We start from the raw sequence: 24298 nt of genomic DNA on the forward strand, positions 1-24298 counted from the left end.
CGCCACCACCGGAGGTGAGCCGCGAACCCGGATGGAAAGGCCGTTCCCGTGAACAGAAAATGGTGGACGCTGGTGGTCGTTTGCGCGGCCACTTTCATGTTGCTACTCGACGTCACGATCGTGGTCGTCGCCCTTCCCGATATCCAGCAGTCACTGTCGGCGACCTTCTCGGCACTGCAGTGGGTCACCGACGCGTACGCGCTGGCACTGGCCTCGCTACTGCTGACTTCGGGTTCACTGGCCGACCGCTTCGGCCGCAAACGCGTCTTCGGCACCGGGCTGGTCGTGTTCACGCTGGGCTCCCTGCTGTGCGGTCTCGCCGCCGGCCCGGCGATGCTGATCGCGGCCCGGGCCCTGCAGGGCATCGGCGGTGCGATGCTGTTCGCCACCTCGCTGGCGCTGCTGGCCGCCACTTATCACGGACGTGACCGTGGTGTGGCGTTCGGCGCTTGGGGCGCGGTGACCGGTGTGTCCACCGCTCTGGGACCGATTCTCGGCGGTGTGCTCACCACCTCCATCGGCTGGCGCGGCATCTTCCTCGTCAACCTGCCCATCGGCCTGCTCGCGCTCCTGGCGACGCTGAGCCGGATCGAGGAATCGCGCGCCCCGCACGCCCGGCGGATCGACCGAGCCGGCGTGTTCACATTCACGCTCGGTCTGCTGGCCCTGGTCTACGGCTTCATCGAAGCCGGCGGGCGGCGCTGGGACGACCCGGTGGTACTGGGTTCGCTCGGTCTCGCGGCGGCGCTGGCGATCGTCTTCGTGCTGATCGAGCTGCGGGTGGCGGAACCGATGTTCGACCTGTCGCTCCTGCGCACACCGACCTTCCTCGGTGGCTCGATCGCGGCTTTCGCCATGAACGGATCGCTGTTCGCCATGCTGCTCTATCTGGTGCTGTACCTCCAGGAGGATCAGGGACTCTCGGCACTGGAGACCGGTGTGCGGTTGCTGATGCTCTCGGGGTTCACGATGGTCGTGGCCACCGTTTCGGGTCGGCTGTCCGGGCTGCTGCCGGTGCGGTGGCTGATCGGTCCGGGTCTGCTGCTGGTCGGCGCCGGGCTGTTGCTCATGGGCGGAACGGACGCCGCCTCGTCCTGGACACACCTGATCCCCGGGCTGGTGATCAGCGGTATCGGTAGCGGACTGGTCAACCCGCCGTTGGCCTCCACCGCCGTCGGGGTGGTGCCGGTGCATCGCTCGGGAATGGCGTCCGGGTTCAACAACACCTGCCGCCAGGTCGGTATCGCGGTGGGGATCGCGGTCTACGGCAGCCTGTTCACCGCCGGGCTGCAGTCGTCGCTGGGCGAACATCTCGCCGGTCGCACCGGCCTCCCGGCGAACGGGCAGTTGGCCGCCGCGGTGCACGACGGCCGGGCGCAGGGCGTCCTCGCGACACTGTCCGATACCGACCGCGCGGTCGCCGGTGCGGCGATCCACACCGCGTTCTCCGACGCGCTCGACACATTGTTCATGGTGAGCGGCGCGGTCGCGGTGCTCGGCGCGATCGGCGCCACCCTGCTCATCCGGAACCGCGACTTCGTTGCCACCGACCCCGCACGCGGCGGAGCCCACAGCGACCGGGTGGCCGAACCGGCGGCGTGAGTGCACTTCCGAGGGAGGAGCCGGGCACAGATGACTCCGCCGGACACCCGCCCGGTATCCACGTCGGTAGGCGCGTATCCCCGTGATCGCACGACCGGTCGGGATACTGTGCCGCGAGGTCGGGCGTGGCGCGGCGTTCTTCCGGCCGGAACAGAGCCGCGTGGATCCCACTGTTCCCGGGTGCCCGCACCTCGGCGGAGCGGCCACCCGGCGCGGTGGGTGGGCCGCGCACCGGTGTTCACATACGGTGAGGGCCGCGCCGTATGTCACACGGAGCACGCGGTTCGCGACACGCCAGAGTTCGACTCCGACCGGTTCTATCGGTCGTGATCGCGAACAACCGCTCGAGAATGTGGATGCGGACATTCGCATATCGAGACGTCGACGAACGGAGGTCGGTACCTATGACAGTGACCGATGACTATCTGGCCAACAACGCACGCTACGCGGAGCAGTTCGACGGCCCGCTGCCACTACCGCCCAGCAAGCATGTCGCGGTGGTCGCCTGTATGGACGCGCGGCTCGATGTCTACCGGATCCTCGGTCTGCAGGAGGGCGAGGCGCATGTCATCCGCAATGCCGGCGGTGTCGTGACCGATGACGAGATCCGTTCGCTGGCGATCAGTCAGCGGCTGCTGGGCACCACCGAGATCATCCTGATCCATCACACCGATTGCGGGATGCTCACCTTCACCGACGACGATTTCAAACGCAGCATCCAGGACGAAACGGGGATCAAACCCACCTGGTCGGCCGAGGCGTTCCCCGATCTGGACGAAGACGTGCGGCAGTCCCTCCGGCGGATCGAGGCCAGCCCGTTCGTCACCGCGACCTCGTCGCTGCGCGGTTTCGTCTTCGACGTCGCGACCGGACGGCTCGCGGAGGTCACCGCCTGACCGGATTCCCCGTCGCGGCCGGGCCGCGGTCACCGCCGGGTTGCCGCGGCCCGGGCGTTCACAGCCCGCCGTTCGCCGCCAGCACTTCGAACGCGGCGTCGGCAGTGCGCCACAGCACATCCATCTCCGCGCGCACCGCCGGTTCCGCCGCCGGATCCTGCAGGGCCAGACCGTTACCGAAGATCACCACATTGGCACCCAGATCGGCCAGCCGCAGCAGCGGGCCGGTGGCCACTCCCGCGCCGAGCACGGCATCGAGCCCTTCCCCGAGGAAGTAGAACCGCCACAGCGGCCCGAGATCACCGCCGTAGATCTCTTTCGTCAGGTCGACGATGAGCGAACCGTGCGTCGCGATCGCGTCGACTATCCGGAAATGGTCCGGGGCGTCGGCGGGTGTCGCGTGAGTCGCGGCGACGGCATTGGACAGGTCGACGCTGAGATGGGCGTTGTATCCGGCCATCGCCACCCGGCCGGCCGACAGCTCACAGCGATGCGCGAGCCGGAAATAGTGGTTCCACTGTGGTTCGGTGGGCGCACCGGTGAACTCCGCGTGCACATTGCGCAGGAACCGCAGCAGCAGATCGAGGCTGATGCGGTGCGCCCATTCCGGATTCTCGAACGCGGCCGGATCGCGTTGCATCGGCATGACCGCCGCCTGTTCGACGGCATCGAGCCCCAGGGCGAGCAGCCCGCGACGGTCCCGATGGGCCACCAGGATCTCGGTGATCCGCCGATGTTGCCCCACGGCGCGCTCGAGCCGGTCCAGTGCCGACCCGGTGTGTTCGTCGGACAGAGCCGACGTATCGGACAGTTCGACGATCTCGGACAGTTCCGCGGCCGACAGCGGTGTGCCGCAAGCGGTATCGAGATCCGATGCGCCCGCGCGCGCCGGGGCGACCAGGGCGGAGAGGGTGATCAGAAGAGCGGCCACGAGGACCGGGTATCCCGATCGCACGGAACGTTCGCTGGGCATACCTGCTTTCGCTTTCACTCGACGAAGGACGACCTGGCCGGGAATTCCGGCCGGCTGTGGTGCAGCGGGAACTGCGGTGTTCACGCGAGCCGCCCCTGCCGGGCGCGGGCTCAGCCTAGCCGGGCCGGCGCCCGGATCCGGCTCGCCCGCCGGTGGAATCGGCCGGTCGGTCTCGTAGACGTGTCAGCCGCGGAAGGCACGCCGGTAGGCGGCCGGAGTGGTACCGAGGAGCGTGTGGAACCGGCGACGCAGGTTGGTGGCGGAGGTGAGCCCGACCCGGGCGGCGATCGCTTCGACGGGCAGATCGGTTTCCTCGAGGAGCCGCCGCGCCGCGGTCACCCGCTGGGTCAGGAGCCAGCGCCCGGGTGTGGTGCCGAGCTGTTCCTCGAAGCGACGGGCCAGAGTCCGCGGGGACACCCCCGCCCGGGCGGCCAGATCGGTCAGGGTGATGGATCGATCGAGGTGGGCGATGCTCCAGTGCAGCAGCGCGGCAATGGACTCACCGGTGGTATGCGAAGTGATCGGCGCCGGTACGAACTGGGCCTGACCGCCTTCCCGATGCGGCGGCATGACCATGTACCGGGCGAGTTCGGCGGCATAGGAAGCTCCGTGATCGGTACGCACCAGGTGCAGGCACAGGTCGATTCCGGCACCCGCGCCCGCGCTGGTGGCGATATCTCCGTGATCCACATACAGCACCTCGGGTTCGACACGGACCCGAGGAAACCGGGCCCGGAGTTCCTCGGCACGCGCCCAGTGGGTGGTCGCGCCCCGGCCGTCGAGCAGCCCGGTCTGCGCCAGGGCGAAGGCCCCGGTGCAGATCGAGACCAAGCGGGCTCCCCGTTCGGCTGCTGCGCACAGTGCCTCGAGCACAGCCGGTGACAACTGCGCGGTGACCGGCAGCCACCCGGGGACGACGACGGTATCCGCGGTCGCGAGTACCTCCAGGCCCGCGGTCACCCCCATCGTGTATCCGGCGGTGGTCGCCACCTCGCCCGGATTCTCCGTGCAGACGAGGAAGTCGTAGCGGCCGGGCAGCCCCTCGCGGGGAGTACCGAAAACCTCCACCGCGCAGCCGAGTTCGAACGGAGCCTGCGGCGGTGTCACCAGAGCGGCGACGCGGTGCCGCCCGCCGGAAGCGGCCCACGGAGCGGTCATGGCAGAAAAGTACCGCAGAATGACTTTCTTGACACTGGTGGGTCCGGCCTCCGATCGGCACGCTGAGTTCATGACCCCCACCCCGAATCCCGGCAACGGTCCGGAGATGCCCGGTTACGAATGGTCGGCCGTGGCCGACGCACCTGTTCGGCGACTGTTCCCCGGTATCGCACTGCGCTCACTCTGGTCCGGCGCGAACGGCGCGTCGGCACATGTTCTGGAGATGGCGCCCGGTAGCCGGTGGGAGGGTGTCGATGTACACCGGCCCGGCCCGGAGGAGGTCTTCGTGGTCTCCGGGACCTTCGGTGACGGCGTCCGCGATTATCCGGCCGGATCGTTCATCCACGCACCGGCCGAGTCCTGGCATGTTCCGCAGAGCGAGACCGGATGTGTGTTGTTCCTCTTCTACCCGGAGGGCTGACGCGAGCCCGCGTCAGCGGGAACCGATCAGTTCCAGGGTCTCCTCCAACACGCCGAGTTCCACCGCGCTCGGCACCAGGATGAATTCGTCGAGCCCGGCGGCCTCGGCGGCGTCCAGGGTGCGGTGCAATGCCGCGGCATCGTAGGTCTTCATCGAGGCGGCCGCTCCCGCGGCCGCCTCGCCGCCGAGGAAGCCCAGGTACTCGGCCGTGAAATCCCGCAGGACGGTCTCCGGCTCGGGAACCCCGAGCGCGTAGAAGCAACCACTCACCAGACGCGGTGCCTCCCGGCCCGCGTCGGACCAGGCACGGCGCGCGGCCCCGGCCGACCATTCGATCTCGGCGGGGACACCGCCCACACTGAAGGCGACGACTCCGTCGGCCCACTGCGCGGCACGCGCGAGCGATTTCGGCCCGAGCGCACCGGCGAGCACCGGCGGACCGCCTGCCTGGACGCACGGCGGCCCGACCGGATTCCCACCGTCCACCGCGGGCGCACCCGCCCAGAGCGCACGCAATTCACCCACGGCGCGATCGAGCCGGTCGTGCCGCCGTTCGAATCCCGATGCGAGACTTCGATAGTCGTCGCCACGTCCGCCCACCCCGACGCCGAGCGTGAAACGCCCCGCGGACAGCACATCGAGGGTCGCTGCCTGCTTCGCGACCAGCGCGACCGGATGCGCGGGCAGCACGGACAGGTTCGCGATGATCCGTACCCGCTCGGTGACCGCCGCGGCAGCGGCGAGGGTCGTCCACATCTCGGGATTGTGGAACGCCATCCGCTCACCACACGAGATGCTGGAGACCGGCCCCTGCTCGGCCAGCCGACACCAGTCGACGGTGGCGGCCCGGTCGTAGCCCCGGCACATAGTGGGTAGCGCGATCCCGATATCCATCGCCCCAGCATCGGGCAACCGCCGCCCTTTCGCAAGAACGTGTTCTAGTTTCGCCGGTCGGCCGGGCCGCGCTCACCCACCTCCACCGCAGCCGCCGCCACCTCCGCCGCAACCGCCTCCGCCGCAGCTGCTACCCCCGCCGCAGCCGCCGTTTCCGCCGCTGCTGTCGCTGCCGCCGCCCCCACTGCCGATGTACCAGCCACCCGCGGCAGCGCCGGTCGCACCGGCCGACCGGCGCGCGGCGCGGAGCGGAGCCCGGTTCTGCCGGGACCGGCGCACGATGATGATCACAACCAGTACCGCGGCGATCGCGAAGAACCAGGCGCCCACCGCGAATCCGAGGACATCGGTCAGGATGAGGCCGGCGAAAGCGGCCGCCACGGCCAACAGGAACAACACGGCACCTCCCCGAAGATTTGCTCTACCACCGAAGAGGCTACCCCGCAAAGGATCCCGGTGGGCGTCAACGGATATCGGCGGGGCCCGGCCGGGTCTGCGGCGCCGGCGGGCCGCGCCGGCCGATTGCCACCACCTGCCGCTCGCCACCGTGCGGGCGATGGTACCGGGTACGCCCACCGGAGGTAGGGTGTGGCAAAAGTCGGCTCGGACGGCGGGGCCACGCGGCAACGGACCGTCTACCGGGTGAACGACACCCGTGCACAGATCGGTGACGAAATGACGGCAAACGCCGCCACGCATGATGTTCCTGTCGACCGGATCGAGGCCTCCGCGCCGCCCGCGAATCCGGGGCGGCCCGCCCGCCACAGCGACTACGCGGTGCTGTTGCGGCGGGTGCGTGATGCGGGTCTGCTGGATCGGCGCCCGTGGTATTACGTATGGAAAGGCGGGGCCGTACTGCTGGCACTGGCCGCCGGATGGACCGCGTTCGTGCTGATCGGCGAGTCGTGGTGGCAGCTGGCCACGGCCGCTTTCCTGGCCGCGCTCTTCGCCCAGTGCGCCTTTCTCGGTCACGACGCCGGACATCGGCAGATCGTCGGCAGCCGACGCCCGGATTACCTCCTCGGGGCACTCTTCGGAAACCTCGCCATCGGAGTGAGTATCGGCTGGTGGACCAGCAACCACAACCGGCACCACGCGCATCCCAACACCGAGGACGCCGACCCGGACATCATGGGCGTACTGGCGCATTCGAGCGTCCGGGCCCGCGCGGCCCGTGGCCTGCGCCGGCTGATCTTCCGCTACCAGGGCTGGCTCTTCTTCCCGATGCTGCTTCTGGAGGGCGCCAGCCTGCATTTCTCGAGCGCGCGGGCGATCGTCCGACGCGATATCCCCCGGCGCGCACTCGAGGCGACACTGCTGCTCGCGCACGCCGCCGGTTATCTGACCATCGTGTTCCTGGTGCTACCGCCGGTACAGGCGGTTGCCTTCATCGCGGTCCAGCAGGGGTTGTTCGGGCTGTACATGGGGACCACGTTCGCACCCAACCACAAAGGTATGGCGGTACTCCCGGCCGGCGACAACACCGACTATCTTCGCCGCCAGGTACTCACCTCGCGCAACGTCCGGGGCGGGGTGGTCGTCGATACGGCGTTCGGCGGCCTCAACTACCAGATCGAACACCATCTCTTCCCATCGATGCCCCGGCCCAATCTGCGGCGCGCGCAGCCGATCGTCGCCGCGTACTGCGCGGAAATCGAGGTGCCGTACTGCGAGACGGGCCTGATCGACTCCTACACCCAGTCGGTGGGGCACTTGCATACAGTCGGCCGGGCCGCGGGTGCCGCACGATCCGAGTAACGGGTCGCGTCCTCTGCGCGCGCGGACCCGCTAGGAAACACGGTTTCGGGACGTGTGCGCACGCCACGGTTCGAGTGCGACCGCCGCGGCCCCGGCGATCGCCTTCTGCACGGTCTCCGGGTCGTCGGGACGGCCCGCGTCGTCGAGCAGGGCCTGCAGCGCTCCGCTGACCGCGCCGATGAATGCTCCGGTCAGCGCGGCGGCACTCACCCGATCGAGCCGGTCGGGAAAGGCTTGCGCGAGGTGCTGGGCGATCTCGCGCTGGGCATCGAATTGCATCTGTAGCGCTCGCCCGCGAACAGCGGGAACAGTGCGGATCAAGCGAGTGCGCAGCACCGCCAGCGGACTGACCATTTCGTCGCTCGCGGTCGCCACCTGGGTCAGCGCGCGGAGCAGCACATCTGCCGGTTCCTCCTGGGTGCCGCGATCGGCGATGGCGGCGAGGGTGGCCTGCACCCGGCTGTCGCTCTCCGGGAACAGCAACTCTTCCTTGCTGGCGAAATAACCGAAGAACGTGCGCGCGCCGATATCGGCCGCGGCCGCGATATCGGCGACGGTCGTCTCGTCGTAACCCCGGCTCTCGAACAGCTCCGTCGCGGCGTCGACCAGCGCTCGGCGGGTACGGGCACGCTTGCGGTCGCGGAGAGACATCACCGCAGGATACGGCATCTCGCGCAATTCGGCATTCAGTGCAATATAGCATCCATTGCATATTTGCATTCACTGCAACTAATATGACGGTCATGACCGACGTCTTGATCTCCGGAGCCGGCGTGGCCGGCTCGACACTCGCCTACTGGCTGGCGCGCAACGGATTCCGGGTCACCGTGACGGAGCGCTCCCCCGGCCAGCGATCGAGCGGGAACCCGGTGGATGTGCGCGGACCAGCTCTTCCGGTGGCACGGGAAATGGGGATCATGCCCCGGCTGCGCGAGGTCGCCACCCACACCACCGCCATGCGATTGCTCGACGCCGCGGGCCGTCAGGTGACGACCGTGGCCATGCCCGCCGCCCGCGGGGACGACGTCGAGGTGCCCCGCGCCGATCTCGCCGCGGTCCTGTACGAACACGTGCGCGACGAGGCCGAATTCCTGTTCGACGACACCATCGCCGAACTCCACCCCGACCCGCACGGAGTGGACGTCACCTTCGACCGCTCCGCACCGCGACGTTTCGACCTCGTGATCGGCGCGGACGGTCTGCATTCGACCGTCCGGCGGCTGGCCTTCGGCCCCGAGCACGATTTCGTCCACCCCACCGGCCTCCTGGTCGCGACCACTGCCCTCGGCCGGCCCGTCGATCACCGGCACGACGTGCTCATACAGAACACGCCGGGCCGGCTGGTCTCCGTCCATCCAGGCCGTGACCAGCCGATCGTCGCGTTCATCTTCCGCAGTCGCATCGGCGATATCGACCACCGCGACACCGATCTGCACAAGCGGATCGTCACCGCCGCCTACGCCGATCTCGGCTGGCAGGTTCCCCAACTTCTCGAACACTTCCGGGCCGCCGAGGACGTGTTCTTCGACGCGGTCAGCCTGGTCGACCTCCCGGTCTGGTCGACCGGCAGAGTCACGTTGCTGGGCGACGCCGCGTCGTGCGTCTCCCTGCTCGGTGACGGATCGAGTCTCGCGATGGCCGGTGCGTACGCCCTCGCCACCGCGCTGGCCGACGAGCCCGCCGACCCGGCCGCGGCCTACGCCCGATACGAACGGATCCATCGCCCCCGGGTCGCGGCCACACAGCGGTCGATGACCCGATCGGCCGCCCTGCTCGTACCGAAGACGAAATTCGGCGTGGCCACCCGCAACCTCACGGCGCGACTCCTGCCCGCTGCCCGCTGACACACCGCCTGATCACCGGGCGCTCCGGCGATCGAGCGCGGCCAGCCGGGCGATCGCCCACTCGGTCTCGAAGCGGATACCCTGCTCGATGACCGCATCGTCGAAAACGGCGAACGGTGAGTGGTTCGACGGCGCGGTCCCGGGGTCGCGGCCGGGCGGACAGGCGCCCAGCAGTACGAAGGCGCCGGGCACCCGATCGAGGAACCAGGAGAAGTCCTCCGAGGCGGTGCAGGGCTGGTCCATCACCTCGACCCCCGTCGCCCCGAACAACCGCCGGGCCGCGGCGATCGCGAAATCGGCCTCCGCGTCCGCGCTGACCGTCGGAATCGCGACCTCGGTCAGTTCGGCCGTGGCCTCGACCCGGTGAGTCGCGGCCACGCCGTCGGCCACCCGGGCCACCAAGGCCCGCAGCCGAGCCGAATCCTGCGCGGTGAAGGCCCGCGCGGTCCCGCTGACCTGCGCAGTATCGGGGATGACGTTACCGCTGTGGCCACCGCTGATCCGGCCGACCGTGGCCACCACCGGCGTCAGCATGCCGAAGGTCCGGGTGACGGCCGTCTGGAGCGCGGAGACGAATTCCGCCGCGGCGACGATGGGATCGCGGGCCGTCTGGGGTGCCGAACCGTGTCCGCCGCTGCCCGCGAACGTCACGGTGAACGTATTCGAACCCGACATCATCGGGCCGCGGCGCATTCCGAAGACCCCGTGCGGCAGATCGTAGGAGAAGACGTGCAGCCCCAGGGCGGCATCGGCCGGGCGGCCCGCCGCCTCGAGTACGCCCTCGGCCAGCATCGCCAGCGCCCCGCCCCAATTCTCCTCGCCGGGCTGGAACACGAAAACCACGTCCCCGGCCAGTTCGGTCCGGCGGGCGGCGAGCCGGTGCGCGGCACCCACCAGCACGGCCATATGCAGATCGTGACCGCAGGCGTGCATGGCGCCGTTGGTGGCGGCATATTCCAGCCCGGTCGATTCGGCGACCGGCAGCGCGTCCATATCCGACCGGATGAGGACCGTCGGACGGGTGGGCCCGGACACCGGACCACCGCGCAGCACCGCGGTGACCGAGGTGACCGCCGTACCGGTGGACACTTCCAGGCCGAGCCCCTCGAGTGCGCGCAGGATGCGCGCCTGGGTCCACGGCAACTCCGTGCCGACCTCCGGGTTGCGGTGCAGCTCGCGACGCAACAGGATCGGATCGGGAATCGAAACGGTCATCGGTCACTCCTGTTCGGGGACGATCGGTCCGGAATGGATAGGGTTGGCGGCATGGAATGGTTCGGGAAAGCTCGCGACTGGGCCGCCGCCGCACGTGGTCGCCTCTACGCGGCTCCGGCCACACCTTTCGATTCCACCGGCCGGGCGCGGCCCGAGTTCGCGGAGAGTTACTTCCGGGCTCTCGTCGCGGGCGGGGCCGACGGCTTGGCCATCGCCGCCCATACCGGCCGCGGTCCGCATCTGTCCGCCGGGGTCCGCGCGGAACTGCTCGGGGCGGCGCGACGCGTGGGCGCCGCGACGGTCGCCGGTGTCGTGAACGCCGACGAGGCCCGGGACGCGGCGGCCGCCGGCGCCGAAGCTGTCCTGGTGTTTCCGGCGCCGGGTGATCCCGGATCGGTGCGGCGCCGGCTCGATCGGCTCTGGGAGGCGGGCGGGCTTCCGTTGATCGGTTTCGATCTCTACACGGCGCCGTATTCCGAGGATGCCTTCGCCGCCGTCGTCGCGCATCCGGCGGTGGCGGCGGTCAAACTCGCCCGGCTGTCCGACGCGATCGCCTGTCAGGACCGGATCGCCCTGGTCCGCGCCCACGGCAAACTCGCCGTCACCGGCGAAGACCGCATGTTCGGCGCCTCGCTCACCTGGGGCGCGGAGGCGGCGCTCGTCGGTATCGCCGCGGCCGCGGTGGATGTCACACGCGCGGTACTCGATACGTTCACCGAGAACGATCTGCCCGCGTTCCTGGCGGCGACCCGGCGGCTCGACGCGCTCGCGGCCACCACCTTCCAGGAGCCGATGGACGGGTATGTGCAGCGGATGGCCTGGATCGCCGGCGCCGAGGGCCTGATACCCCCCGAACTGCTCACCGACCCCTACGCACCGGCCCTCCCGGGCGACGAACGAGCACGGGTGCTCGCCGTCCACCGGGCGCTCACGGTCGATCAGTCGCCGGTCCGAGCTCGCTGAGCCGCTACCAGCGTGGTCCGCACCACGGCCCGGCTCCGGGGCCACGGGACCGGCGTGGGCGAACCCGATGCCATCGCCAGGACCGACCGCAGACAGTCGAGGTACCCCAGGCTGTCGGGTTGTTCCAGGACGACCCGCCGGATCCCCGACTCGGTGTGCACCACCACCTCGTAGCACTCTCCGGTGCCCGCGCCGACGATATCGACACTCACCGGAATCCCACCCGCCGCGACGGCGTGCAATGCGACCACATTCTCCGATATCGTTGCGCTGCCCGCGATCCGGGAGGTCACCCCGCCCAGCGGAGTGACCTCCCGACCCAGGACGGTATCGAGCATTTCCCACGCGTGCAGTCCCATCGATACGGCGGTTCCACCGCCTTCGGCCGGGTCGTCCTGCCAGCGGCGGGCGGTCGTGGTGAAGGCGTCGATACCGTGCCGCACGGAGATATGCGCGGCGATCGGCGCGGCACCGGCGAGTTCCGCGGCCAGCGCCCGGATCCCGGGTGCGAACCGGAGCACCGAACTGGTGAGGAAGCGGCCGGACCGGTCGCCGACCGCCGCGTCCAGCGCGGCCAGCCCGGCCGGATCGGCCGCCGCAACCTTGTTGAGAAAACACGCGATACCGCGATCGAGCACCGCCGACACGACCGCGGCTATCCGGTGCGGACGTGGCGTAACGATCACCACATCGGGTGCCCAGTCCAGCAGTGCGGCCAGGCTCCGGTGCGTGGTCGCCTGCCACTCCCGGGCGAAGTCCGCGCGCCGGGAGTGGTCGTCGGGATCCCAGACGGCCAGTTCCGCCGCCCCGAGCGTCCGCGCGTTGCGCGCGTCACTGAAGGGGTGTGAATGGGCCACTCCGGCGAAACCGATCCGCATGCGATCTCCTTCACTTCATATCGACATCCCGGGTCTCCGGGCTGAGTACCGCGCCCACGACGGTCAGCAGTCCACCGAAGCACAGCAGTACCACCGCCGTGTACGGCAACGGCATGAACGACGACAGCCCGCTCTGGATATAGGCGTAGAACGCGGGGATCACCATGCCCAGCGAATACCCGAGTCCGTAACCCGAGGCCCGGACGCCGAGGGTGAACCGCTCGGTCAGATAGGTGGTCAGACATCCCCACGGGACGCTGATGAGCACGGTGACCGAGATCAGCAGGGCGAGTACGGTACCGAAGGTCCGCACATTTCCGGACGCGATGAGGGTGTAGGGCACCGGCGCCACGAACATGCACAGCAGACCGCCGGTGATGAGCATCGGCCGGCGGCCGACCTTCTGCGACAGCAGACCACTGCCCATGTAGACCGCCACCACGATCGCGTTCGCGATCACCAGCGCCAGGGTGGTGGCATTCGGGCTGAGTTCCGCTTCGCTCTTCATCAGACCGGGCAGGACGGTGGTGAGCATATAGCTGGTGAACCACAGGCCGGTCGTCAGGACGAAGACCTGGAGGAAGTCGCGACCGGACCGGCCTTTGAACAGTTCCAGCAGCGGAGTCTTCACCTTCTCCGACTGCTGCCACTCCTCGCTGTCCTCGACATTGCGCGCGTACCAGATCGCGAAACCGACCGACAGCACCGCACCCACGAAGAACGGGATACGCCAACCCCACTGCACATACGCCGAATCGATACCCTGCGCCGGCATGATCTGCAGCAGACCGAGCGTGATCAGCGCGATCGAACAGTAGGCCAGCGGGAATCCGGTGGAGATGATCGCGCCGTTGAGTCCGCGGCGGCCCTTCGCGCTCTGCTCCAGGGCGGTCGGGGTGGCAGAGGTGTATTCGCCGCCGAGGAACACACCGTCGATGAACCGCAGCGCGATCAACAGGATCACGGCGAGGATGCCGATCTGCTGGTAGCCCGGCAGCAAGCCGATCGCCATGGTCGTCACACCGAAACCGGTCACCGAGACGACGGTGATCCGGCGCCGCCCGAACTTGTCGGCCAAATGCCCGAACAACATCGCGCCCAAGGGCCGGCCGATCAGGGTCGCGGCGAACACCGATCCGTTGATGAGCGCGGTGGTTCCCGCCGACACCCCGGTCGCCTGGAAGTACACCGAAGCCGGTGCCAGCACGATCACCGGCAGGTAGATATCGAAGAGGTCGACGTAGAAGCCGAGCCAGGCCCCGAACACGGCCTTCTTCGCCCGGCTGTCCTGCCCGGCTCCCGGTAACGCGGGCGCCTCTACTGCGGTCGATCTCATGACATCCATCCTTCTGATCCGGCGGCGATGAAGCCGTCCTCGGCGCGCAACCATTCGTACGCTGCGGAGACTCGAGTGATTTCGGCGGCCTGGCCGTCGGAGAGGGTCTCGTCGGGGTCGAGGCACCAGGTACCCGCCAGCAGCCCTTGGCGCCGCAGCACCTCGTGCACCCCCGCGATCACGCCGGCGAAATCGTTGCGCACATCGAATACCGCGGCGTTGGCGTCGGTGACCGCCGCCGCCAGCGACAGCGCGCGCACCCGCGCCGATTCGTCGCCCGACCATGCCTTGCCGACCAGTTCGTGCAGTTCTACCGCGGCGCGCGTCCAGACCGCCCAATGCCCGAGCAGACCACCGACGAAGCGCCTGGTCACCGGGCCGTCCGGACCGGGCAGATCGTACGGGGTCAGCAGGTCGGCGACGATATTGTCGTCGTTACCGGTGTAGAGCGCGATCTCGTCGCCGCGCTCCGAGTCGGTGATGCCCTGGACCAGTTCCAGCGTCCGGTACCGGTCGAAGGGCGCAGCCTTCACCGCGACGGTGGATTCCTGGTCGGCCAGCCGCCGCCAGTAGTCCCGCGGCAGATACCGGCCGCCGACCGCTTCCTGCAGATAGAACCCGATGACGGGCAATACCTCGCCGATGGCGGCGGAGCGGTGGAGGAGATAGTCGAGATCCCGGTCGGCGAGGCCGCCGGGTGAGACGAGCACCGCGCCGTACCCGAGCTCGCGGGCCAGTTCCGCCTCGGCCACCGCCTGGTCGGTGGGCCCGGCGACACCGGCGATGCGGAGGAACGGCCGGTCGCCCACGCGCGCGTCGATTTCCTCGGCCGCGAGTTCGAGAACCGGCCGCAGCAGACCGATCTCGGGGCGGCGGATCTCGAACTGGGTAGTGTGCACACCGACCGCGATCCCACCGGCACCCGCGTCCACGTAGTAGCGGGTGAGCGCACGCTGGCGGCGTTCGTCGAGAGTGCGCGTGTGGTCGAGGGCGAGCGGATGAGCCGGGATGACGGTGCCCCGATGCAGCAGCGTGCGCTCGGCCTCGGGTAGAAGCCTGCGCATCAGAACTTCCCGTCCCGTCGCTCGAATTTGGTGGGTTTGTTCCACAGTTGTCCGCCCGCGCCGATCCAGTCGGCCTGCATCCGGATGAGTTCGCCCAGCGTGCGGTCCGGATAGCCGAAGAGCGCATGGCATCGGCCGGCGTTGCTGAGCAGGCTCGTCTCGCCTTCCGTCCCGGTGAAAACCGGGGGGATGCCCAATTCCTCGCCGAGTCGGGTGGCGATCGCCCGGACCGAGGCGGTTTCCGGACCGGTCAGGTTGAGTACGAAGGGGTCGGTATCGGCGTGGCCGAGGGTGCGCAGCACGACCTCGTTGGTGTAGCGCTGCCAGACCACGTTCACGGCGCCGATCGACAGGTCGACGGGCTCCCCCGCGTGCACCCGGCGGGCGATATCGGCGATCACGCCGTAGCGGGGTTCGCACGCGTAGTTCAGCCGGACCAGCGCCACCGGGGTGCCGCGGGTGCGGGCACCGTGGGTGAAGACCTGCTCCCGGCCGCGACACGTGATGGCGTATTCACCGATCGGCCCGGTCTCGTCGGTCTCCACCGGACCGCCTGTCATCGGGGCGGTCAGCGGGTACACATTCCCGGTCGACAGGGCGGTGATCCGCGACTGCGCGTAGCGGCGCGCGATATAGGCGGGTAGCACGGTGTTGGTCATCCAGGCTTCGTCGGTATCGGTGGCGGTGCCGAATTTCGCACCGACCAGGAAAACGACGCTGCCTGCGTCCGGAAGCGCGTCCACCGCCGCCGGATCCGATAAATCGGTCATGACCGTATCTATGCCAAGGGTTTCGAGGCGCGCCCTGGACCCCTCATCGGTCCAGCGCGACGCCGCCAACACCCGCACCTCGCTCCGACCCGCCTCGTCCAGCGCGCGCCGAGCCATTGTGACCACTCCGGACCCGATCTTCCCGCCCGCACCCAGGACGATCAGATCGTTCTCCCAGTCAGCGACTTCGGCGACAAGCCCCGAGCCCGGACGGGCGAGCTCGTGCTCGAGCTCCTTCTCATCCGCGAACATCTATCCGCCCTTCTTCGGCTGTACTATTTCGGTCAGGACCGTAATAATGAGCGAGTGTGGGGCAAAGCGCAATAGGAAGGAGCCACCGGACCGTGACAGTGAGCGTGTTCGACCTGTTCTCGATCGGTATCGGACCGTCGAGTTCGCACACCGTGGGGCCCATGCGGGCCGCGCGGATGTTCGTATCCGAACTCGGAAGCACGATCGAGCGGGTCCGCCGAATACGCGTTGCGCTGTACGGTTCGCTCGGCGCGACCGGCCGCGGGCACGGATCGGATGCGGCGGTGCTGGCCGGCCTGCACGGCGCCGATCCGGAAACCGTCGACCCACACCTCCCGGCCCGGTTGCACACGGCGGTCGTCACGACCGGACAGCTCGATCTGCCCGGCGGGCATTCGATCCGCTTCACCGGCGAGGACCTGGTACTCGACGGATCGACCCGGCATCCCGGACACCCCAATACCATGACCGTCACCGCCGAATACACCGACGGCGGACAGATCACACGGACCTATTTCTCGATCGGCGGTGGATTCGTCACCGACGCCGCGGCGGCACCCGCGCCCCCGGACCGGGTCGTCGTGCCGTACCCGTACCGATCGGGCGACGAACTGTTCGCCCGGGCGGCCGAAACCGGCCTGCCCGTCAGCGATCTCGTACTGGCCAACGAACGGTCGCTGCGGCCGGACGCCGATATCGCCGCGGGCCTGGATCGCATCTGGTCGGTCATGCGCGAATGCGTGGCCGCGGGCCTGCGCACCGACGGACGACTCCCCGGCCCGATGGCCGTCCGCCGACGCGCCCCGGACCTGTACCGCAAACTCGTGTCCACCGGCGCCGGTGCCGATCCGCTGCACCGGCTGGACTGGGTGAACGCCTACGCCATGGCCGTCAACGAGGAGAACGCCGCCGGTGGCCGGGTCGTCACCGCCCCCACCAACGGGGCGGCCGGCATCCTGCCCGCGGTACTGCACTACTACGACCGTTTCGTCCCGGGCGCCGATACCGCCGGAATCCGGCGCTTCCTGCTCACCGCCGCGGCCGTCGGCGCCCTGTACAAGGACAACGCCTCCATCTCCGGCGCCGAGGTCGGCTGCCAGGGTGAAGTCGGGTCCGCGTGCTCGATGGCCGCCGGGGCCCTGTGCGAGGTCCTGGGCGGTACGCCCGCTCAGGTCGAGAACGCCGCCGAGATCGCGATGGAGCACAACCTGGGGCTCACCTGCGACCCGGTCGGCGGATTCGTGCAGATTCCGTGTATCGAACGCAATGCCGTCGCGGCCGTCCAGGCCATCAATGCCGCCCGCATCGCCCTGGCCGGTGACGGCACCCATCGGGTCAGCCTGGACACTGTCATCCGGACGATGCGCGAGACTGGAGCGGATATGCAGTCCAAATACAAGGAAACATCGATGGGGGGCCTCGCCGTCAATGTCGTCGAATGCTGAACACGCCTACCGGATCGGTGTGGTCGGGCCGTCGGATCTGGTATCCCTGGTCAAACGTGTTGCCGCGCTGGAGTTCACCGACCACCGCGTCGTACCGCTGACCTACCGCCACGAAGCGCAGGCCGTGGAGGTGATCACGGCCGGTCCCGATGTGGACGCGCTGCTGTTCACCGGCGTCATACCCTATACGCTGGCCCAGGCCGCCGGGGCCCTCACCGTGCCCGCCGCCTATATCGACTACACCGGCGCCACCCTCTACGGCGCGCTGGTGGAACTCATGTCGGCCGGGCACGATCCGGCGCGTATCTCCATCGATACGCTGGCCCGCCCGTTGGTGGTCGAGAGCCTCTCCCATGTCGGGATCGCCACCGCCGATATCGCCACCGCCGAATACCGCAGGGGAATCGACGTGCGGCGCTTCGCGCAGTTCCACCGCGACCATGCCCGCACGCATCCGGGCGCGGTGGCCATCACCTGCGTCCGGTCGGTGTACGAACTGATCCGGGAAGACGTCTACACGATTCGCCTCGCCCCGGCGATCGCCTCCGTGCGCACCGCGCTCGAAACGGTGACGATGGAACTGGCGGGCCGGATCTCCTCCGACGCCCAGGTCGTCCTCGGCATGATCGAGCTGCCCGAACCCGACGACGCGCTGGCCGCCGATATCCGCGCATTGGCCGGGAGCCTGTTCCCGGTCGGCCCGGCCGGTTATGTCCTGGTCAGCACCCGCGGTTTGCTGGCCCAGCACACCTGCGACTGGACCGTCATGCCGCTGCTCGAACAGCTCTCGCGACGGCACAACTGGGTACGGATCGGGTTCGGCGTCGGCCGGTCCGCGGCCGACGCCGAAGCGCTGGCCCGGCGAGCCGTCGAACGATGCCGTACCGCCGGACCTTTCACGGCGATCGTCTCGGTGGGTTCCGGACGCGATTTCGTGATCACCGAGACCGAGGCCGATCCCGCCCGGACCGAGGAACCGGTGAGCCTGCACGTGGCGGCCCGCCGGGCCGGGCTGTCCCGGGCGACGCTGGTCAAACTCGAGGCCGCGGTCGCCGCCCACCCCGGCGGCGAGGTCACCGCCGCGGATATCGCCGCCGCGCTGGGCATCGAACCGCGCTCGGCGCGACGGACATTGAAACAGCTCGAACGGTCCGGTCTGGCGCAGCCGGTCGGGACCGTCGGTAGCGGTGCGGGGCGCCCGGCGGTGCGCTACGCGGTCCGGTTGGAGGCGTAGCGGGGTCTGCCGCGGCACCGCTACCGTCTGCGCATGGAGATTCCCGAGCTCGCCGAACTCATCTGGCTCTTCGAGGCCGAACCGACACGCGAGTTCGATGATCTCGAGTGGCCCGTCGGACTGTTTTCCTTCCGGTTGGCCCGAGGCGACCAGGCCGTCTCGTTCTCGCTCGACCCGACGGCCGGCGAGGCGTATATCAGCCTCTACGCGGGCGAGCACGAACATACTCGTCTGGGCCGTATTCGCCGGTTGGATCGGTTGACCGTGGTCCGGGGGCCGGCCGACTACGAGGGTCTGCGACTCTGGCCCCCGGACTATACGGATGAGGCGATCACCTTGCAGACCAAACCGCGGATCAGCCTGTCGTGGAACGTGAAAGAGCTCGGCAGCTGGTAGCCCGAGACGAGAACGGCGCGGTCTCTACCCGGTGGTGACGGGTAGGACGGTCGGTCCGTGCAAGGCCAAACCTTTCCGCGCGACCGCCGGCCCGGCCTGCGCCAGGTCCGGGAAGGCCCGCAGCAGTGCGGGAAAGGCGATCTGCGCCTCCAACCGGGCCAGCGGTGCGCCGAGGCAGTAGTGCACACCGCCGCCGAACGACAGCGGCGGTTCGTCCTGCCGGTCCAGGCGCAACCGATCCGGCTCGGGGAAGACCTCCGGATCCCGATTGGCCGCCCCCAGCAGTACGACGACGCGCTGCCCGGCCGGCAGGGTGAGCCCCGCGCTCCGCAGTTCCTCCGGCGCGGTCCGGGAGGTGAGCAGTTGCACCGGTGAGTCGTAACGCAACAGTTCCTCCACGGCCGGAACGGCCGGCCCGAGGTCGTCCCGCAGGAGCGCCGCCTGGTCCGGATGGTCGAGCAGCGCGACCAGACCGTTGGTGAGCAGCCCGGTGGTCGTCTCGAAACCGGCGGCGAAGAGCAGGGCTGCCATGGTGACCAGTTCGTCGTCGTCCAGGCGCGCGCCGTCGGCGGCCGGAACCGCCAGCGCGGACAGCAGGTCGTCACGCGGTTCGCGCCGCCGCCGATCGGCCAGATCGCGCAGATAGTCGCTTATCTCGACGGCCGCGGCGTCGGCCCTGGCGACGCCCGGACCGTCGGGGAGGTCGAGCACTCCGGCCCAGTCCCGGACCAGCGGCTGGAAGCGGAGCCGATCGGCTTCGGGTACGCCGAGCAGTTCGCCGATCACGGTGACCGGCAGCGGAAACGCGAAGGCCTCGACGAAATCCACCGGGCCGGCACCCGCCAGGTCACCGAGCAACCGATCGACGGTCCGGGTGATCGCCCGGCGCAGCCCGGCCACCCGCCGGGCCGTGAAACTGCCCGAAACCAATCGGCGCAGCCGGGTGTGATCGGGCGGGTTGCGCACGAGCATGCTGGTGAAGATCAGCCGCAACCCCGGACGATCCCGCCAGTCGGCGAAACCGGCTGCGGCGAGACCGTTTTCCGGGCGTTTGCGCAGTCGGTGATCCCGCAACAGGGTGGCGGCGAGCCGATAGCCGCTGACCACGAGCGTCCCGTCCGGGGTGTGGACGGCGGGGCCGAGTTCGCGTAATTCCCGGTACAGCGGATAGGGGTCGGCCTGCCCGGCCGGTGTGGTCAGCGCGGACATCAGCCCGGCCACGGTGTTCGCAGTTGTCGTCGTCATGGTCACCCCCGGTTCGTGGTGTCTCGGAGCGTCCGTGCCGAGCCTACTCCCGCCGACCGCGATCGAACTCGGGCCGATGCCGAATTGCACACGGCCTCAATCGCATACGGCTCCATAGGACGCCGAGCCCACCAGCCGGGCGTACTTCGCGAGGACGCCGCGGGTGTACCGGGCGGGCAGCGGCTCCCAGCCCGCACCGCGGCGTGTGAGTTCGGCCGGATCGACCAGCAGGTCCAGGGTGCCCGCGCCGACATCGAGACGGATCCGGTCGCCGTCGCGAACGAACGCGATCGGCCCGGCGTCCACCGCTTCCGGGGCCACATGGCCGACGCACAGACCGGTGGTACCACCGGAGAACCGTCCGTCGGTGAGCAGCAGGACATCCTTGCCGAGCCCGGCACCCTTGATCGCCGCCGTGATGGCCAGCATCTCCCGCATACCGGGACCGCCCTTCGGGCCCTCGTACCGGATGACCACGACATCGCCCGCCGCGATGGTTCCGTCCTCGAGGGCGTCCATCGCCGCGCGTTCCCGGTCGAAAACCCGTGCCGTGCCCTCGAAGACATCGGATTCGAAACCGGCGGATTTGACCACGGCACCACCGGGGGCGAGCGAACCGTGCAGGATGGTGATACCACCGGTCGGGTGGATCGGCGCGGACAGGGCGCGCACGACCTTGCCGTCCGGGTCCGGCGGCGCGATATCGGCCAGGTTCTCGGCGACCGTCCGGCCGGTGACGGTGAGGCAGTCGCCGTGCAGCAGCCCGGCGTCGAGCAGCGCTTTCATCAGTACCGGAACACCACCCACCCGGTCGATATCGGTCATCACGTGCCGGCCGAACGGTTTGACATCGGCCAGATGCGGGACCCGTCGGCCGACCCGGGCGAAATCGTCCAGGCTCAGATCCACCCCGGCCTCGTGCGCGATGGCGAGCAGGTGCAGTACGGCATTGGTGGATCCGCCGAAGGCCATCACCACCGCGATCGCGTTCTCGAACGCCTCGAAGGTGAGGATATCGGCGGTGGTGATGCCCTGCCGGATCAGTTCGATCACGGCCTGGCCGCTGCGGCGCGCGTAGCCGTCGCGGCGGCGATCGGTGGCGGGCGGAGCCGCGCTGCCGGGTAACGACATGCCCAGCGCTTCGGCCGCGCTGGCCATCGTGTTGGCGGTGTACATACCGCCGCAGGCGCCCTCGCCCGGACAGATGGCCCGCTCGATCGCGTCCACGTCCGCACGGCTCATGAGACCCCGCGAACAGGCGCCTACCGCTTCGAAGGCATCGATGATGGTCACTTCGCGTTCGCTGCCGTCGGAGAGTTTCGCGATACCCGGCAGGATCGAGCCGGCGTAGAGGAACACACTCGCCAGGTTCAGCCGGGCAGCCGCCATCAGCATCCCGGGCAGCGATTTGTCGCAGCCGGCCAGCAGTACCGACCCGTCCAGCCGTTCGGCCTGCATCACCGTCTCCACGCTGTCGGCGATCACCTCGCGCGAGACCAGCGAGAAGTGCATCCCCTCGTGACCCATCGAGATACCGTCGGAGACCGAGATGGTGCCGAACTGCATCGGGAATCCACCCGCGGCGAACACCCCGTCTTTACAGCCACCGGCGAGCCGATCGAGCGAAAGGTTGCACGGGGTGATCTCGTTCCACGAGGACGCCACCCCGATCTGGGCCTTACCCCAGTCGTCGTCGCCCATGCCGACCGCGCGCAGCATGCCGCGGGCCGCGGTTTTCTCCAGTCCGTCGGTGACATCGCGACTGCGGGGTTTCATATCGGGAACATTCGGTTCAGAAGCCACGGGGCCATCATCCTCCAACCGCTCCCGAACTCGATCGGACCACGCCCGGCGATCTGTCGTGCCCGGCGATCCGGCCCGAAATCTTCACGTCACGTGGTCACCGGTCTTCCGGTGTGCAGCGGCTCCGGTCGTACCGATGAGGCTCTCCAGTTCGTCGAGCAGTTCGACGACCCGGAGTCGCCCCTCCGGAGGCAGATGCGGTAGTTCGCTGCGCAGGGCGAGGTCGATCGGCGCCCGGCCACGCGCCTGGAAGACCTCTTCTGATACTCCGGGTTCGACGGTGATCAGCACGCGGCGGCCGTCGGCCGGATCCGGCGCGGTGGCCAGCAGGCCCTGGTCGCGGAACCGGGCGACGATTCTGGACACCAGGCTCTGGGTGATGGCGGTCCGCTCGGTGATATCGCGAATCGCAGACCCGGGATGCAGCGCGACGTCTTCGAGGACGGCGTATTCGCTCGGCGGTATCCGGCGGCGCCCCGTGTTGCCGGTGGCGACGAACGCGATCGCCCGAAGCCGTCGGGCGACCAGGTGCAGGCTGGCAGCATCCATCACGGCAATATACATCTCTAGTCATATAAATTATGATCCATCACTATGCATGGAATATCGCGCGTGCTCTACGAGGTGGGTCACGGCCTGGACACCCATATCGGTCTGCCCCGGCTGCGCTCCCGGCCCGGCCTTTCCGATGTGGTGTCCGGGCGGACCGTGCTGATCACCGGTGCGTCGTCGGGGATCGGCCGGGCCGCCGCCGAACGTATCGGCGCGGCCGGGGCCCGGGTCGCACTTGTAGCCCGGCGGGAAACCGAGTTGGCGGCAGTGGCCGCGCAGATCCGCGCGAACGGCGGCAGGGCGACCGTGCACCCTTGCGATCTGAACGATTTCGACGCGCTCGATACCGCCGTCGCCGCGATACTCACCGAACACGGCGGCGTGGATGTCCTGATCAACAATGCGGGCCGGTCCATCCGGCGGCGGCTCGACGAATCCTACGACCGATTCCACGATTTCGAGCGCACCATGCGCCTGAACTATTTCGCCGCTCTGCGGCTGATGCTCGCGGTGCTACCCGGTATGCGCGAACGCAAGGCCGGGCATATCGTCAACATCCTGTCGGTGGCAAACCTGTTCGGCGGTCCCGGCTACAGCGCCTATGTCGCCTCGAAGGCGGCGCTGGATTCGCTCACCGCCAGCCTGCACGCCGAAACCCTGCCCGACGGTGTGCATTTCAGCTCGGTGTACATGCCGCTGGTCCGTACCCCGATGATCGCGCCCAACGCGCGGTACCGCGACACCGCGGCCCTGACGCCGGAACAGGGCGCACAGGTCGTCTGCCGCACCCTCACCGACCGGCCCCCACACGTCGGCCCGCTGCTGGGCCGGATGGCGGCCCTGGTCGATACGATCCTGCCGGACCGGTCACTGGCCGGGCGGAGCAGCCGGTTCACTCACGGCATGTGAGGCCCCGGCGTTCGCTCGGATATCCACAGCCGGCCACGTGCTCACCCGCAGGCTCCCCGGTGGCGACTGGATAGCCTGGGCGAATGCAGAGCACCGCGCCCCCGGGACGGGTCATTTTCCTCAACGGGACCTCGAGCGCCGGGAAGACCACCCTGGCCCGGGCCGTCCAGGACGAGAGCGATACCCCGTTCGTCTACTGGGGAATCGATACGCTGTTCGGCCTGGTACCACCGAACTGGGGCGGCGGGCGTAACGGCCCGCTCAGCCGCGACGGCTTCTGGTACGACCGGACCGGCAACGACGCCGACGGGCATCCGCTGGTGGTCATCCGTTACGGGCCGACCGGGCGTCGCCTGCTGCGCTCGGCGTGCACCGCGGCGGCCGCTTTCGCCCGCGGGGGCGATCATCTGGTGGTCGACGAGATGTTGCTGACGCCGGACCTGCTGTCGATATGGCTGGACGAGCTGACCGGCCTGGACGTTCAACTCGTCCGCGTCAGCTGCCCGCTGTCGGTGGCCGAGCGGCGAGAGCGCGACCGCGGACACGAAATCGGTTTGGCGCGTGGACATCTGCTCACCGTGCACGAGCACGGTCAGCCCTACGACACCGTGGTCGATACGACCACCGGCACTCCCGCCGAATTGGCCCGGGCCGTGCTACGGCGCGAATCCACGGTGTGCTGACAGCAGT

At 69.1% G+C, this 24298-nt stretch carries 24 protein-coding genes; 11 read left to right on the forward strand and 13 right to left on the reverse strand.

Translation table 11 applies throughout. From position 1 onward, the window contains the following. Nucleotides 1-48 precede the first annotated feature (48 nt). A complete protein-coding gene (locus ACWCPQ_RS02210; RefSeq protein WP_449893748.1) occupies nucleotides 49-1602 on the forward strand; it encodes an MFS transporter in 1554 nt (517 codons plus the stop codon). A 404-nt stretch (nucleotides 1603-2006) separates the two neighbouring features. Then, complete coding sequence (locus ACWCPQ_RS02215; protein ID WP_449893750.1) at nucleotides 2007-2498, forward strand: beta-class carbonic anhydrase; 492 nt, start codon at nucleotides 2007-2009, stop codon at nucleotides 2496-2498. A 58-nt stretch (nucleotides 2499-2556) separates the two neighbouring features. On the opposite strand, the gene ACWCPQ_RS02220 is transcribed toward ACWCPQ_RS02215, so the two are convergent. Continuing rightward, nucleotides 2557-3471, reverse strand: coding sequence for a DUF5995 family protein (locus ACWCPQ_RS02220; protein ID WP_449893752.1), 915 nt, complete (start codon nucleotides 3469-3471; stop codon nucleotides 2557-2559). Nucleotides 3472-3654: 183 nt separating this feature from the next. Beyond that, nucleotides 3655-4629 (reverse strand): GlxA family transcriptional regulator, encoded by a 975-nt coding sequence (locus tag ACWCPQ_RS02225; RefSeq protein ID WP_449893755.1) that lies wholly within the window; start codon nucleotides 4627-4629, stop codon nucleotides 3655-3657. 70 nt (nucleotides 4630-4699) lie between these two features. On the opposite strand from ACWCPQ_RS02225, the gene ACWCPQ_RS02230 reads away from it, so the two are divergent. Continuing rightward, on the forward strand, nucleotides 4700-5050 hold the full coding sequence (locus tag ACWCPQ_RS02230; protein WP_449894381.1) for a cupin domain-containing protein: 351 nt from the start codon (nucleotides 4700-4702) through the stop codon (nucleotides 5048-5050). A 12-nt stretch (nucleotides 5051-5062) separates the two neighbouring features. Here ACWCPQ_RS02230 and ACWCPQ_RS02235 read toward each other — a convergent pair whose 3' ends face one another. Both ACWCPQ_RS02235 and ACWCPQ_RS02240 read right to left on the reverse strand, forming a co-directional pair. Next, a complete protein-coding gene (locus tag ACWCPQ_RS02235; RefSeq protein ID WP_449893757.1) occupies nucleotides 5063-5944 on the reverse strand; it encodes an LLM class flavin-dependent oxidoreductase in 882 nt (293 codons plus the stop codon). 72 nt (nucleotides 5945-6016) lie between these two features. Further along, nucleotides 6017-6343: a hypothetical protein gene (locus ACWCPQ_RS02240; RefSeq protein WP_449893758.1), complete on the reverse strand. Its 327-nt coding sequence runs from the start codon at nucleotides 6341-6343 to the stop codon at nucleotides 6017-6019. Nucleotides 6344-6586: 243 nt separating this feature from the next. Between ACWCPQ_RS02240 and ACWCPQ_RS02245 the strand changes: the two genes are divergently transcribed. Beyond that, complete coding sequence (locus ACWCPQ_RS02245; protein ID WP_449893760.1) at nucleotides 6587-7702, forward strand: fatty acid desaturase family protein; 1116 nt, start codon at nucleotides 6587-6589, stop codon at nucleotides 7700-7702. Nucleotides 7703-7732: 30 nt separating this feature from the next. Here ACWCPQ_RS02245 and ACWCPQ_RS02250 read toward each other — a convergent pair whose 3' ends face one another. Then, nucleotides 7733-8353 (reverse strand): TetR/AcrR family transcriptional regulator, encoded by a 621-nt coding sequence (locus ACWCPQ_RS02250; protein ID WP_449893762.1) that lies wholly within the window; start codon nucleotides 8351-8353, stop codon nucleotides 7733-7735. Between the two features lie 92 nt (nucleotides 8354-8445). On the opposite strand from ACWCPQ_RS02250, the gene ACWCPQ_RS02255 reads away from it, so the two are divergent. Further along, a complete protein-coding gene (locus tag ACWCPQ_RS02255) occupies nucleotides 8446-9546 on the forward strand; it encodes an FAD-dependent oxidoreductase (RefSeq protein ID WP_449893764.1) in 1101 nt (366 codons plus the stop codon). Between the two features lie 12 nt (nucleotides 9547-9558). Here ACWCPQ_RS02255 and ACWCPQ_RS02260 read toward each other — a convergent pair whose 3' ends face one another. Continuing rightward, nucleotides 9559-10761 carry a M20 metallopeptidase family protein gene (locus tag ACWCPQ_RS02260; protein ID WP_449893766.1) on the reverse strand — a complete coding sequence of 401 codons (1203 nt, stop codon included), beginning with the start codon at nucleotides 10759-10761 and terminating at the stop codon, nucleotides 9559-9561. 51 nt (nucleotides 10762-10812) lie between these two features. On the opposite strand from ACWCPQ_RS02260, the gene ACWCPQ_RS02265 reads away from it, so the two are divergent. Continuing rightward, complete coding sequence (locus ACWCPQ_RS02265) at nucleotides 10813-11724, forward strand: dihydrodipicolinate synthase family protein (RefSeq protein WP_449893768.1); 912 nt, start codon at nucleotides 10813-10815, stop codon at nucleotides 11722-11724. Here ACWCPQ_RS02265 and ACWCPQ_RS02270 read toward each other — a convergent pair. The 4 genes from ACWCPQ_RS02270 to ACWCPQ_RS02285 are packed head-to-tail and all read right to left on the reverse strand — an operon-like array spanning nucleotide 11700 to nucleotide 16024. Next, nucleotides 11700-12602 carry a hypothetical protein gene (locus tag ACWCPQ_RS02270; protein ID WP_449893770.1) on the reverse strand — a complete coding sequence of 301 codons (903 nt, stop codon included), beginning with the start codon at nucleotides 12600-12602 and terminating at the stop codon, nucleotides 11700-11702. The genes ACWCPQ_RS02265 and ACWCPQ_RS02270 overlap by 25 nt on opposite strands. A 10-nt stretch (nucleotides 12603-12612) precedes the next feature. Further along, nucleotides 12613-13938, reverse strand: coding sequence for an MFS transporter (locus ACWCPQ_RS02275; RefSeq protein ID WP_449893773.1), 1326 nt, complete (start codon nucleotides 13936-13938; stop codon nucleotides 12613-12615). Then, nucleotides 13935-15002 (reverse strand): dihydrodipicolinate synthase family protein, encoded by a 1068-nt coding sequence (locus tag ACWCPQ_RS02280; RefSeq protein WP_449893774.1) that lies wholly within the window; start codon nucleotides 15000-15002, stop codon nucleotides 13935-13937. The genes ACWCPQ_RS02275 and ACWCPQ_RS02280 overlap by 4 nt, the downstream gene beginning before the upstream one ends. Then, nucleotides 15002-16024 (reverse strand): NAD-dependent epimerase/dehydratase family protein, encoded by a 1023-nt coding sequence (locus ACWCPQ_RS02285; RefSeq protein WP_449893776.1) that lies wholly within the window; start codon nucleotides 16022-16024, stop codon nucleotides 15002-15004. The genes ACWCPQ_RS02280 and ACWCPQ_RS02285 overlap by 1 nt, the downstream gene beginning before the upstream one ends. A 92-nt stretch (nucleotides 16025-16116) precedes the next feature. On the opposite strand from ACWCPQ_RS02285, the gene ACWCPQ_RS02290 reads away from it, so the two are divergent. The 3 genes from ACWCPQ_RS02290 to ACWCPQ_RS02300 are packed head-to-tail and all read left to right on the forward strand — an operon-like array spanning nucleotide 16117 to nucleotide 19099. Continuing rightward, the gene (locus tag ACWCPQ_RS02290; RefSeq protein ID WP_449893778.1) at nucleotides 16117-17469 is read left to right on the forward strand and encodes an L-serine ammonia-lyase; all 1353 of its coding nucleotides are present in this window, start codon (nucleotides 16117-16119) and stop codon (nucleotides 17467-17469) included. Next, nucleotides 17453-18703, forward strand: coding sequence for a hypothetical protein (locus ACWCPQ_RS02295; protein WP_449893780.1), 1251 nt, complete (start codon nucleotides 17453-17455; stop codon nucleotides 18701-18703). Before ACWCPQ_RS02290 ends, ACWCPQ_RS02295 begins: the two co-directional genes overlap by 17 nt. 33 nt (nucleotides 18704-18736) lie before the next feature. After that, nucleotides 18737-19099 carry a hypothetical protein gene (locus ACWCPQ_RS02300; RefSeq protein WP_449893782.1) on the forward strand — a complete coding sequence of 121 codons (363 nt, stop codon included), beginning with the start codon at nucleotides 18737-18739 and terminating at the stop codon, nucleotides 19097-19099. A gap of 24 nt (nucleotides 19100-19123) precedes the next feature. Here ACWCPQ_RS02300 and ACWCPQ_RS02305 read toward each other — a convergent pair whose 3' ends face one another. The 3 genes from ACWCPQ_RS02305 to ACWCPQ_RS02315 all read right to left on the reverse strand — a co-directional run bounded on the left by ACWCPQ_RS02305 (nucleotide 19124) and on the right by ACWCPQ_RS02315 (nucleotide 22696). Further along, nucleotides 19124-20344, reverse strand: a complete 1221-nt coding sequence (locus ACWCPQ_RS02305) for a cytochrome P450 (protein ID WP_449893784.1) — start codon at nucleotides 20342-20344, stop codon at nucleotides 19124-19126. 96 nt (nucleotides 20345-20440) lie between these two features. Next, a complete protein-coding gene (ilvD, locus tag ACWCPQ_RS02310; protein WP_449894383.1) occupies nucleotides 20441-22120 on the reverse strand; it encodes a dihydroxy-acid dehydratase in 1680 nt (559 codons plus the stop codon). A gap of 111 nt (nucleotides 22121-22231) precedes the next feature. Continuing rightward, on the reverse strand, nucleotides 22232-22696 hold the full coding sequence (locus ACWCPQ_RS02315; protein ID WP_449893786.1) for a MarR family transcriptional regulator: 465 nt from the start codon (nucleotides 22694-22696) through the stop codon (nucleotides 22232-22234). Between the two features lie 45 nt (nucleotides 22697-22741). On the opposite strand from ACWCPQ_RS02315, the gene ACWCPQ_RS02320 reads away from it, so the two are divergent. Next, the gene (locus ACWCPQ_RS02320; protein WP_449893788.1) at nucleotides 22742-23608 is read left to right on the forward strand and encodes an SDR family NAD(P)-dependent oxidoreductase; all 867 of its coding nucleotides are present in this window, start codon (nucleotides 22742-22744) and stop codon (nucleotides 23606-23608) included. A gap of 83 nt (nucleotides 23609-23691) precedes the next feature. Next, on the forward strand, nucleotides 23692-24291 hold the full coding sequence (locus ACWCPQ_RS02325) for a phosphotransferase-like protein (protein WP_449893791.1): 600 nt from the start codon (nucleotides 23692-23694) through the stop codon (nucleotides 24289-24291). Nucleotides 24292-24298: the final 7 nt, after the last annotated feature.

The organism is Nocardia sp. NPDC001965 (assembly GCF_053594175.1).

What these genes read in the sequence shown, in the direction of transcription:
- ACWCPQ_RS02270 (WP_449893770.1), bottom strand. Translation starts at nt 12,602, where the DNA reads ATGCGGATCGGTTTCGCCGGAGTGGCCCATTCACACCCCTTCAGTGAC.
- ACWCPQ_RS02300 (WP_449893782.1), top strand. Translation starts at nt 18,737, where the DNA reads ATGGAGATTCCCGAGCTCGCCGAACTCATCTGGCTCTTCGAGGCCGAA.
- ACWCPQ_RS02265 (WP_449893768.1), top strand. Translation starts at nt 10,813, where the DNA reads ATGGAATGGTTCGGGAAAGCTCGCGACTGGGCCGCCGCCGCACGTGGT.
- ilvD (WP_449894383.1), bottom strand. Translation starts at nt 22,120, where the DNA reads ATGAAACCCCGCAGTCGCGATGTCACCGACGGACTGGAGAAAACCGCG.
- ACWCPQ_RS02225 (WP_449893755.1), bottom strand. Translation starts at nt 4,629, where the DNA reads ATGACCGCTCCGTGGGCCGCTTCCGGCGGGCGGCACCGCGTCGCCGCT.
- ACWCPQ_RS02295 (WP_449893780.1), top strand. Translation starts at nt 17,453, where the DNA reads ATGTCGTCGAATGCTGAACACGCCTACCGGATCGGTGTGGTCGGGCCG.
- ACWCPQ_RS02275 (WP_449893773.1), bottom strand. Translation starts at nt 13,938, where the DNA reads ATGAGATCGACCGCAGTAGAGGCGCCCGCGTTACCGGGAGCCGGGCAG.
- ACWCPQ_RS02260 (WP_449893766.1), bottom strand. Translation starts at nt 10,761, where the DNA reads ATGACCGTTTCGATTCCCGATCCGATCCTGTTGCGTCGCGAGCTGCAC.
- ACWCPQ_RS02220 (WP_449893752.1), bottom strand. Translation starts at nt 3,471, where the DNA reads ATGCCCAGCGAACGTTCCGTGCGATCGGGATACCCGGTCCTCGTGGCC.
- ACWCPQ_RS02215 (WP_449893750.1), top strand. Translation starts at nt 2,007, where the DNA reads ATGACAGTGACCGATGACTATCTGGCCAACAACGCACGCTACGCGGAG.
- ACWCPQ_RS02320 (WP_449893788.1), top strand. Translation starts at nt 22,742, where the DNA reads ATGCATGGAATATCGCGCGTGCTCTACGAGGTGGGTCACGGCCTGGAC.
- ACWCPQ_RS02280 (WP_449893774.1), bottom strand. Translation starts at nt 15,002, where the DNA reads ATGCGCAGGCTTCTACCCGAGGCCGAGCGCACGCTGCTGCATCGGGGC.
- ACWCPQ_RS02255 (WP_449893764.1), top strand. Translation starts at nt 8,446, where the DNA reads ATGACCGACGTCTTGATCTCCGGAGCCGGCGTGGCCGGCTCGACACTC.
- ACWCPQ_RS02235 (WP_449893757.1), bottom strand. Translation starts at nt 5,944, where the DNA reads ATGGATATCGGGATCGCGCTACCCACTATGTGCCGGGGCTACGACCGG.
- ACWCPQ_RS02250 (WP_449893762.1), bottom strand. Translation starts at nt 8,353, where the DNA reads ATGTCTCTCCGCGACCGCAAGCGTGCCCGTACCCGCCGAGCGCTGGTC.
- ACWCPQ_RS02285 (WP_449893776.1), bottom strand. Translation starts at nt 16,024, where the DNA reads ATGTTCGCGGATGAGAAGGAGCTCGAGCACGAGCTCGCCCGTCCGGGC.
- ACWCPQ_RS02315 (WP_449893786.1), bottom strand. Translation starts at nt 22,696, where the DNA reads ATGGATGCTGCCAGCCTGCACCTGGTCGCCCGACGGCTTCGGGCGATC.
- ACWCPQ_RS02325 (WP_449893791.1), top strand. Translation starts at nt 23,692, where the DNA reads ATGCAGAGCACCGCGCCCCCGGGACGGGTCATTTTCCTCAACGGGACC.
- ACWCPQ_RS02305 (WP_449893784.1), bottom strand. Translation starts at nt 20,344, where the DNA reads ATGACGACGACAACTGCGAACACCGTGGCCGGGCTGATGTCCGCGCTG.
- ACWCPQ_RS02230 (WP_449894381.1), top strand. Translation starts at nt 4,700, where the DNA reads ATGACCCCCACCCCGAATCCCGGCAACGGTCCGGAGATGCCCGGTTAC.